The following is a 591-nucleotide window of genomic DNA, read 5'->3' on the forward strand; positions in this document are numbered from 1 at the left end:
TCGGTGAACACCGAGGCCGGGTAGCCGCGCGCGACCGGCGGCTCGCCGGTTCCCGTCGCCCCCTCGCGCCGCGCATGGGCAAAGCGGGTAATGGAATCCAGCACCAGGAGCACGCGGTGGCCCTGGTCGCGGAAATGCTCAGCGACGCGCATGGCGGTGTCCGGGGCGCGCCGGCGCATCATGGCGCTCTCGTCGCTGGTGGCAACTACGGCCACGGTCTTGGCCATGCTTTCGGCGCCGATCGTATCCTCGAGGAATTCGCGCACTTCGCGGCCGCGCTCGCCGATCAGCGCAACGACGACCGTGTCGAAGGCGTCGGCTCCGGCGAGCATGGCGAGCAGCGTCGACTTGCCGACGCCGGAACCGGCAAAGATGCCGAGGCGCTGGCCGAAGCAGAGCGGGGTGAAGATGTCGATGACCCTGACCCCCGTCGTGAAGGCGGTGCCGACGCGCTGTCGCGCCATGGCGCCTGGCGTCGTGGCGTCCTCGCCCGAGGCGGATGCGGACCTTTCCAGCGGCGGGCCGCCGTCGATTGAACGGGGGAGCGCGTCGATGGCGCGGCCGCGCCACGCGATATGCGGCGCCACCGCC

At 71.6% G+C, this 591-nt stretch carries 1 pseudogene; it reads right to left on the minus strand.

The window, feature by feature from the left end:
• A pseudogene (gene fliI, locus EN742_RS37025) lies at positions 1 to 591 on the minus strand (flagellum-specific ATP synthase FliI); the annotation flags it as partial.

Origin of the sequence: Mesorhizobium sp. M4A.F.Ca.ET.020.02.1.1 (genome assembly GCF_004022645.1) — a bacterium.
Taxonomy (GTDB): Bacteria; Pseudomonadota; Alphaproteobacteria; order Rhizobiales; family Rhizobiaceae; genus Mesorhizobium.